At 71.1% G+C, this 8,170-nt stretch carries 5 protein-coding genes; 4 read left to right on the top strand and 1 reads right to left on the bottom strand.

All coding sequences use genetic code 11. The annotated features are described in order from the left end of the window. The 3 genes from VNS22_RS15305 to VNS22_RS15315 form a co-directional block, all read left to right on the top strand. On the top strand, nt 1-1,380 hold a 1,380-nt coding region (locus tag VNS22_RS15305), incomplete at its 5' end, for a penicillin-binding transpeptidase domain-containing protein (RefSeq protein ID WP_325733858.1). Between the two features lie 635 nt (nt 1,381-2,015). Next, the gene (gene mutS / locus VNS22_RS15310) at nt 2,016-4,652 is read left to right on the top strand and encodes a DNA mismatch repair protein MutS (RefSeq protein WP_325733860.1); all 2,637 of its coding nucleotides are present in this window, start codon (nt 2,016-2,018) and stop codon (nt 4,650-4,652) included. A 14-nt stretch (nt 4,653-4,666) separates the two neighbouring features. Next, a complete protein-coding gene (locus tag VNS22_RS15315; RefSeq protein ID WP_325733862.1) occupies nt 4,667-5,188 on the top strand; it encodes a hypothetical protein in 522 nt (173 codons plus the stop codon). A 10-nt stretch (nt 5,189-5,198) separates the two neighbouring features. On the opposite strand, the gene VNS22_RS15320 is transcribed toward VNS22_RS15315, so the two are convergent. After that, complete coding sequence (locus VNS22_RS15320; RefSeq protein WP_325733864.1) at nt 5,199-6,533, bottom strand: dihydroorotase; 1,335 nt, start codon at nt 6,531-6,533, stop codon at nt 5,199-5,201. A gap of 119 nt (nt 6,534-6,652) precedes the next feature. On the opposite strand from VNS22_RS15320, the gene VNS22_RS15325 reads away from it, so the two are divergent. Then, complete coding sequence (locus VNS22_RS15325) at nt 6,653-7,822, top strand: multidrug effflux MFS transporter (protein WP_325733866.1); 1,170 nt, start codon at nt 6,653-6,655, stop codon at nt 7,820-7,822. Nucleotides 7,823-8,170 lie beyond the last annotated feature (348 nt).

Here is an 8,170-nt window from a genome sequence, read left to right on the forward strand (position 1 = left end):
GGCGACCGGCTCCGCACCACGCTGGACGCGGGCCTGCAGGCGGGGCTGGAGCGGCTGCTGCGCGCCGGAGCGGCGACCCTGCCGGCACCGATCGAGCTGGCCGCACTGGTGGTGGAGCATGAAAGCGGCGCGGTACGGGCCTGGGCCGGCTCGTCCGCCTATCTCGACCATCGCCGCCAGGGCATGGTCGACCATGTCCGCGCCATCCGCTCGCCGGGCTCCACCCTGAAGCCGTTCGTCTACGGCTTGGCCTTCGACCGGTTCCTGGCCCATCCGCAGAGCATCGCGGTCGACGAGCCCAGGCGCTTCTCGGACTACGCGCCAGAGAATTTCGACCGTGGCTTTGCGGGCGAGGTCACCCTCCGTGAGGCCCTGCAGCTTTCCTTGAACCTGCCGGCGGTGACGGTGCTGGAGCGGCTCGGGCCGGTAGGCTTCGTCCAGGCGCTGCGCGATGCCGGGATCGGGCTGGAACTGGGCCGGGAGCTGCCGGCGGGGCTGCCGGTGGTGCTGGGCGGCGTCGGGATGAACCTCCTGGACCTGGTCGCCGGTTATAGCGCCATTGCCGGCGACGGCAGGGTCCGGCCCCCGCACGTCCTCCCGGGCGGCAGGCCGGTAACAGGGGCGGCACTGCTCACCACGGCCGCCGCCGGGGCGCTGCGCGGGATCCTGGCCGGCGCCCCGCGACCGGCGGGGGCACGCCCAGGCCGCCCGTTCGGCTTCAAGACCGGCACGTCCTACCGGTTCAAGGACGGCTGGGCGGTGGGCTTCGATGGCCGCTACACGGTGGGGGTCTGGATCGGGCGCTCCGATGCCGCGAGCTGCGGCCAGAGCTGTTCGGGCTTCGCCGGTGCCGCGCCGTTGCTGGCGAGGGTGTTCGACCTGCTGCCGGAAACCCTGCTCCTGCCCGAGCCCACCGCCAGCCCGTTCAAGGGGGCGGCACCGCCACTGCTGGCGCGGCTGGACCAGCCAATGGCGGCCGGGACCGGCATCGTGCCGCTCGAGGTCGAATTCCCCACCGACCGCACCCTGCTCGACGTCGCCAGCAATGTCGCCATCCCGCTCAAGGCGAGGGGCGGCCGCCTGCCGCTGCGCTGGTTCGTCGACGGCGTGCCGTTGGACAGCGACCGGTCGCGGCGACGGGGCAGCTGGTGGCGGGGCCATGCGCGCGGCTGGAGCGAGATCACCGTGGTGGACGCGGACGGGCGGAGTGCCCGGGCGCTGGTCCGGATCCAGGCGCCGTCAGTCGGCGGTGTGGTCGCTCTCGGAGGAGATCTCGCGGGTGGCGCCGAGCATGGCGTCCCAGAACGCGTCCCGGGCCAGGAAGGCCTCGACGGAATCGTTGGGCATCGCGGCCAGGATCAGGAACGCGTAGCCCGGTAGCATGGCAAGATGGTCACGCAGGGCCAGGGGATCGGCGGCGCGCAGCCAGGCCTGGGCAGGCAGGCGTTCGCGTTCGCGATCCAGCAGCAGCCAGGTGAAGGCCTGCCACACCGTGCCCACCATCTGGGGCTCGTCCAGCTGGACGAACGCCTCGGTCAGCACCTGCTTCACCTGCCGCGCATAGGCGTCCACGGCCAGGGCCCCCTCCGCCGTGAGGGCTTGGCGGTTGATGACCGCGGTGATCTCCTCATGGCTCAGTCGCTGGTTGGCATCTTTCCAGAACATCCGATCGAGTTCCTTGGCACGGTCGGGCCATGTCAGGTATTCGATCTTCAGAGACAGCAGATAAGCTGGATCTGTTGTGGATTCCCGCACAAAATTCGGTGTGATCACCGGCCAAGAGTCGGTCAAGTCTTCCGGCTGATCCATCGGTTTCTGCCCGAACCGGAGTTTTGCTGAAGGCACCTTCCGGAAATTAGCGTCCCGCGATTGATTTGCAAGATATTTTCAACCGGTAGGCAACTGGGCCGCACCGGTGTGACCTAGGCTGGACCTCACGCGCCGTTCCTGCCAGCTTCCGCCCGGGCGCGAGGCGACCCCCTTGCCTTGCAGGATGCCTGGCGGACGATCAGCACGTGAAATGGGAGCAGACGGTGCGGGACGGCGAGACGTCGACCCCGATGATCGCGCAGTGGCGGCGTCTGAAGGAGGCCCATCCGGACGCCCTCCTGTTCTTCCGCATGGGCGACTTCTACGAGCTGTTCTTTGCCGATGCGGTAAATGCCGCGCCCGCCCTCGAAGTGGCGCTGACCCGGCGTGGTAAGGACCGCGGCGAGGAGGTGCCGATGTGCGGCGTGCCGGTGCACGCGGTCGAGACTTACCTGCACCGGGCCATCCGCAAGGGCTTCAAGGTCGCGGTGTGCGAGCAGATGGAGGATCCGGCCGAGGCGCGGCGGCGCAGTGGCAAGACGCTGGTGGAGCGCGGCGTCGTCCGTCTGATCACACCCGGCACGCTCACCGAGGACGCTCTGCTCGACCCCTTGCAGCACAACTGGCTGGCGGCGCTCGCGCTCGAGCGCGACCGTGCAGCGCTGGCGCGGGTCGATCTCTCGACTGGCCGGTTCGAGACCGAGGCGCTGGACCGTGACGGGCTCGCCGCAGCGCTGGCGCGTCTGGCGCCGGCCGAGCTCCTGGCGCCGGTCGAGCGGCTGCAGGACCCGCTGCTCGCCCGGCAGCTCCGCGAGGTCTCCGACCGGATCACGCCGATCGCCCAGGTCCGCTTCGACCCGGGCGTGGGCGCCCGGATCCTCAAGGCCCGCTTCGGCCTAGCCGACTTGGCCCCGCTGGGCGAGCTGGAGCGCGCCGAGCTTGGTGCTGCCGGTGCCCTGGTCGACTATCTGGAGCTGACCCAGAAATCCGGCGGCTTCCGCCTGGACCGGCCGGTCCGGATCGACGACGGCGCGCTCTTGCAGATCGATCCCGCCACACGCCGCTCGCTCGAGCTGCTGCGCGGCCCCGACGGCGATCGGGCGGGCTCGCTCCTGGCGGCGATCGACCGCACCACCAGCGCCATCGGCGCCCGCCTCCTGGCCAGGCGAATCGCCGAGCCGGCCGCACGGCACGAGCTGATCCGGCCGCGGGCCGACCGGGTGGCCGTCCTGGTCGAGGACGACCGGCTCTGCCATGCGCTGCGCGCCCTGCTGGCCGGCATGCCCGATCCCGAGCGGCCGCTGGCCCGGCTGGCCGCCGGGCGGGGCGGGCCGCGCGACCTGCGCGCCCTGGGCGATGCCGCCGACCGTGCCGGCAAGGCCGGCGCCCTCCTCCAGGGTGGCCCCGGCTGCCTGGCCATCCTCCTGCCCGACCTGCTCGGGCTGGAGGAGCTGGCGGAGCGGCTCCTGACCACTCTGGCCGAGCCGGCGCCGCTCAGGGTCGAGGATGGCGGCCTGCTCCAGCCGGGCGTGGACGCGGAATATGACCGGCTCGTTTCCATGCGCGATGCCGGGCGCAGCCATCTGGATGGGTTCGAGCAGCGGCTGCGCCAGGAGACCGGGATCGGCAACCTGAAGATCCGGCACAACGGCATGCTTGGCTGGTATGTGGAGGTGCCGGCCGCCCAGGAAGGGCGGGTGCCACCGGACTTCATCCGCCGCCAGGGCCTGGCCGGTGCGGTGCGCTTCACCACGGCCGAGCTCCAGGCCCTGGAGCGGGCCCTGGGCGAGGCGGCCGATGGTGCGCAGGCCCGGGCGTGCGAGATCTATCAGGCCCTGTGCCAGGAAGTGCTCGCACGAGCCGGCAGGTTGCGCAGTGCCGCCGCGGCCCTGGCCGAGCTGGACGTCGCGGCGGGCCTGGCCGAGCTGGCGCGCTCGGGCGGCTGGGTGCGCCCGGAGCTGGTGGACGAGCCGGTGTTCGCCATCGAGGCTGGCCGCCACCCGGTCGTGGAAGCAGCTCTCAAGGCCAATGGCGAACCATTCGTGGCCAATGACTGCGACCTGGCGCCGGATCAGCGCCTGTGGCTGCTGACCGGCCCGAACATGGCCGGCAAGAGCACGTTCCTGCGCCAGAACGCCCTGATCGTGGTGCTGGCCCAGGCCGGCGCCTTCGTCCCGGCCCGCTCGGCCCGCATTGGTCTGGTCGACCGGCTGTTCTCGCGCGTGGGTGCGGCCGATGATCTGGCGCGCGGCCGCTCGACCTTCATGGTCGAGATGCTGGAAACCTCGACCATCCTGGCGCGCGCCACCGAGCGCAGCCTCGTGGTGCTGGACGAGATCGGCCGCGGCACCTCGACCTGGGACGGCCTGTCCATCGCCTGGGCGGTGGTCGAGCACCTGCACGACAAGGTGCGCTGCCGCGGCCTGTTCGCCACCCACTACCACGAACTGACCCATCTGGCGGCCAGCCTGCCGCGGTTGGCCCTGCACCGGGTCAAGGTCCAGGAATGGCAGGGCAGCATCGTGTTCCTGCACGAGATCGGCAAGGGCGTGGCGGAGAGTTCCTACGGCATCCATGTCGCCGCCCTCGCCGGCCTGCCCAAGCCGGTTCTGAACCGTGCGCGCCAAGTACTGGCGAAGCTGGAGCGCAACGAGGCCAAGGGCACGGCCGCCCGCCTCGCCCACGACCTGCCGCTGCTGGCCCTGCTGGAGGAGCCGGCGGAGGATCCGGAGCCGCCGGCCGATCCGCTGCGAGTGTTGCTCGAAAGTGTCGATCCCGACAGCTTGGCGCCCAAGGAGGCCCTGGACCTGCTCTATCGGCTCAAACAGGCGGCATCTTCCTGATAGAAGATAGGACCATGATCAGGATCCCGCTCCTCGCTGCCCTGCTCCTGCTTCTGGCCGTGCCGGCCGTGGCGGGCGCGCCTACGCCCGCCGCCTTCGACCGGTTCGTCCGCGAGACCGGGCCGGCCTGTGCGCTCAAGGCGTCCAGCGCCTGCTTCGAGCGGATCTTCCGCTTCGCCGACCGCGACCGCGACGGCGCGCTCGACCTGGCCGAGCTGGAAGGGCTGCAGACGCGCGGGCGGGAATGGCTGCTCGGGCACTCCAGGGAGCTGCCGCCGGCCGACAAGCAGGCGGCGGTGCTCACCCTCCTGGCGATCGATTTCGTCGGCCTGGACCACCTGTTCGCCAGCTACGACGCGGATGGCGACGGGCTGCTCACCCGCGAGGAGGTCAGCGCCGACCTGACGCTCGACGAGCGGCCGGTCCCGGTCCTGGTCGAGGACCCGGACGCGGTGGACTGGGACCGGCTCATGGAACGGCTGGGCACCGGCGCTGCCGTGCTGAAGGACGTCCTGCCCAGGCGCAGCACATCCTGAGTCCCTGGGCTCAGCAGCTGAGCGTTTCGAGGAAGCGGACCGGCCGGCCGATCGGATCGCTGACCAGCTCGCCGTCGCGTGCCACGACCTGGCCGCGCACCAGGGTCGCGACCGGGCGTCCGGTGACCGTCATCCCCTCATAGGGGCTCCAGCCGGCCCGCGACGCCAGCCAGCCCGCCTCGATCCGCCAGCGTGCCTCGAGGTCGACCAGCACCAGGTCGGCGTCGTAGCCGCGCATGATCCGGCCCTTGCCGGCCAGCTGGAAGATCCGCTGCGGGCCATGGCCGGTCAAGTCGACCAGGCGCTCCAGGGACAGCCGCCCCTGAGCCACATGGTCCAGCATGACCGGCAGCAGGGTCTGCACCCCGGTCATGCCGGACGGGCTGGCCGGATAGGGCTTGGCCTTCTCGTCCAGGGTGTGGGGCGCATGGTCCGAGCCCAGCACGTCGACCACGCCCTCCGCAACCGCCTGCCACAGCGCGTCCCGATGGCGGGCATCCCGCACCGGCGGGTTCATCTGGGCGCGGGTGCCGAGCCGCTGGTAGCAGTCCGGTGCCTGCATGGTGAGATGGTGCGGCGTCACCTCGACGCTCGCCACGTCCCGGGCCTGGGCCAGGATCTCGATCTCCTCGGCCGAGGTCACATGGAGGACATGGACGCGCCTGCCGGTGGCGCGGGCCGCGCGCAGCAGCCTCGTCACGGCCAGGGTCGCGGCCTCGACGTCCCGCCACTCCGGATGCGCCAGCGGGTCGCCGGCTGCCTCCGCCAGCGCCTTGCGCGTACGCAGCCGGGGCTCGTCCTCGGCATGCACCGCGACCCGCCGCGCACCGGCGCGCAGCACCCGCTCCAGCGACGCGTCGTCCTCGACCAGCAGCGAGCCGGTCGAGCTGCCCATGAAGATCTTGATGCCGGCACTGCCCGGCCGCCGCTCCAGCTCCGCCAGCTGGCCGACATTCTCCGCCGTCGCACCGACATAGAAGGCATGGTCGCAGCGCATCCGGCCGCTGGCCCGCTCGAGCTTGTCATCGAGAGCCTGGGCATCGGTGGTGGCCGGGTTGGTGTTCGGCATCTCGAACACCGTGGTGACCCCGCCCAGCACCGCGGCATCGCTGCCGCTCGCCAGGTCTTCCTTGTGCTCCAGGCCCGGCTCGCGGAAGTGCACTTGGCTGTCGATCACGCCCGGCAGGACATGCAGACCCCGCGCGTCGAGCCGCTCCGCGGCAGCCTGCCCGTCCAGCGCGCCGATCGCCGCGATCCGGCCGTCCCAGATCCCCAGATCGGCCGCCACCAGGCCGCCCGGAGTGACTAGGCGGCCGCCGGCGATCAAGAGGTCGAAAGGCTGCAAGTTGGGTCTCCTGGCTTCGGTCTCGCGGGATGCGACCTTGCAAACTTGCGGCGCCTGCGTCCATCCGTGGCTGCCCCGCTCATGGGGAAGGAGGTACTGGGTTGGCCGGCGATGGTCGCATGTTCTTGCCGCTGCTCGTGGTGCTGACCGGGCTGGGCCCAGGCGCGCTGCAGATCTTCCTGCCGGCCCTGCCGCAGATCCGAGCCGATTTCGCCGCCGATCCCGGTGTGGCGCAGCTGACTCTCTCGCTCTCGACCCTGTCGATCGCCGTGGCCATGCTGCTGTTCGGGCCTTTGTCCGACCGGATCGGCCGGCGCGGTGCCGTGCTGCTCGGGCTCGGCGTGTTCCTGGTCGGCAGCATCGGCTGCGTCCTGGCGGGCTCGATCGTGATGCTGGTGATAGCACGGGTCGTGCAGGCGGCCGGCGGTGCCGCCGGCATGGTGATCGCCCGGGCGATGATCCGCGATCGGCATCCTCCGGAGGATGCCGCCTCGATGCTGGCGATCGTCACGACCGCGATGGTGATCGCACCCATGCTGGCGCCGGTGCTGGGCGGCGGCCTCACCGACCTGTTCGGCTGGCGCGCGACCTTTGCCGCCTCCGGACTGGCCGGGCTGGTCATTCTCGTCTTCAGCCTCCAGGCCCTGCCCGAGACCAGGCCGGCGGACACGAAGGCGCGCCCCGGCCTGTTCGCCGGCGGCGGGCGCCTGCTCGGCCATCGCGACTTCCTGGCCTATGCCCTCCAAGGTGCTTTCTCCATCGCCCTCTATTATGCGCTGCTGGGCGGCGGCCCGCATGTGGTGATGGAGGTGCTGGGCGGCAGCGCCACCCATTATGCGCTCTGGTTCCTGCCGGTCGCCTTCATGTTCATGGTCGGCAACCTGGTGGCCTCCAGGATCTCGCGGCGGGTCGGCCTGGACCGCATGGTGCTGATCGGCAGCCTCGGCAACGTAATGGGTTCCGGCCTGGCAGTGCTGCTGGCCCTGCTCGGCATGGCTGCGGCCTGGACGATCTTCCTGCCCACCGCACTGGTCGCCTTCTTTCAGGGCCTGTCCGTGCCAAACGGCCAGGCAGGCGCACTCTCGGTCAACCCGAACGCCGCCGGCACGGCATCGGGCCTTTCCGGTTTTCTCCAGATGGCCTTCGCCGCCGCGGCCGCTCAGCTGGTGGGCATGCTCCAGAACGGCACGGTCTGGCCGCTGCTCCTGACCATGTTCGCCTGCGGCCTCCTGTCCCTACTGTCCTTCCTGCCTCGCCTGATGGGCTCCCGGGCCGCTTCCACCGGCTAGCTGCGTGGCTCGGTTGGGGGAGGTGCTGCAGCATGCTCCGCAAGCTTGTACGCCGCCTTCCAGCCTGGACGTGATTCGCGAGTGTGACCTGCACCTGGCCTATTCCGGCTCAGGGAGATGTGCCGGGCTCATGAAGGCGTGGCATGATGGACGGCCTTCCCATCGGAGAACGTACCACGGCGCTCCGGGCGATGCCTCCACCCGGCCATTTCTGCCCGGCAGGAATTGCCGATGGGCGGCAGGCTCTGCCGGGTGGGGCGGGGGCAGGTGCGTGCGGCCGGCCGGGGTGGGCCGCGGCTTTGGGGTATTGGCACGGCCCATGCATGGTGGAGGGCCGCCGGGCCCTGA

The sequence above is a fragment of the Geminicoccus sp. genome (assembly GCF_035556675.1).
Classification (GTDB): domain Bacteria; phylum Pseudomonadota; class Alphaproteobacteria; order Geminicoccales; family Geminicoccaceae; genus Geminicoccus.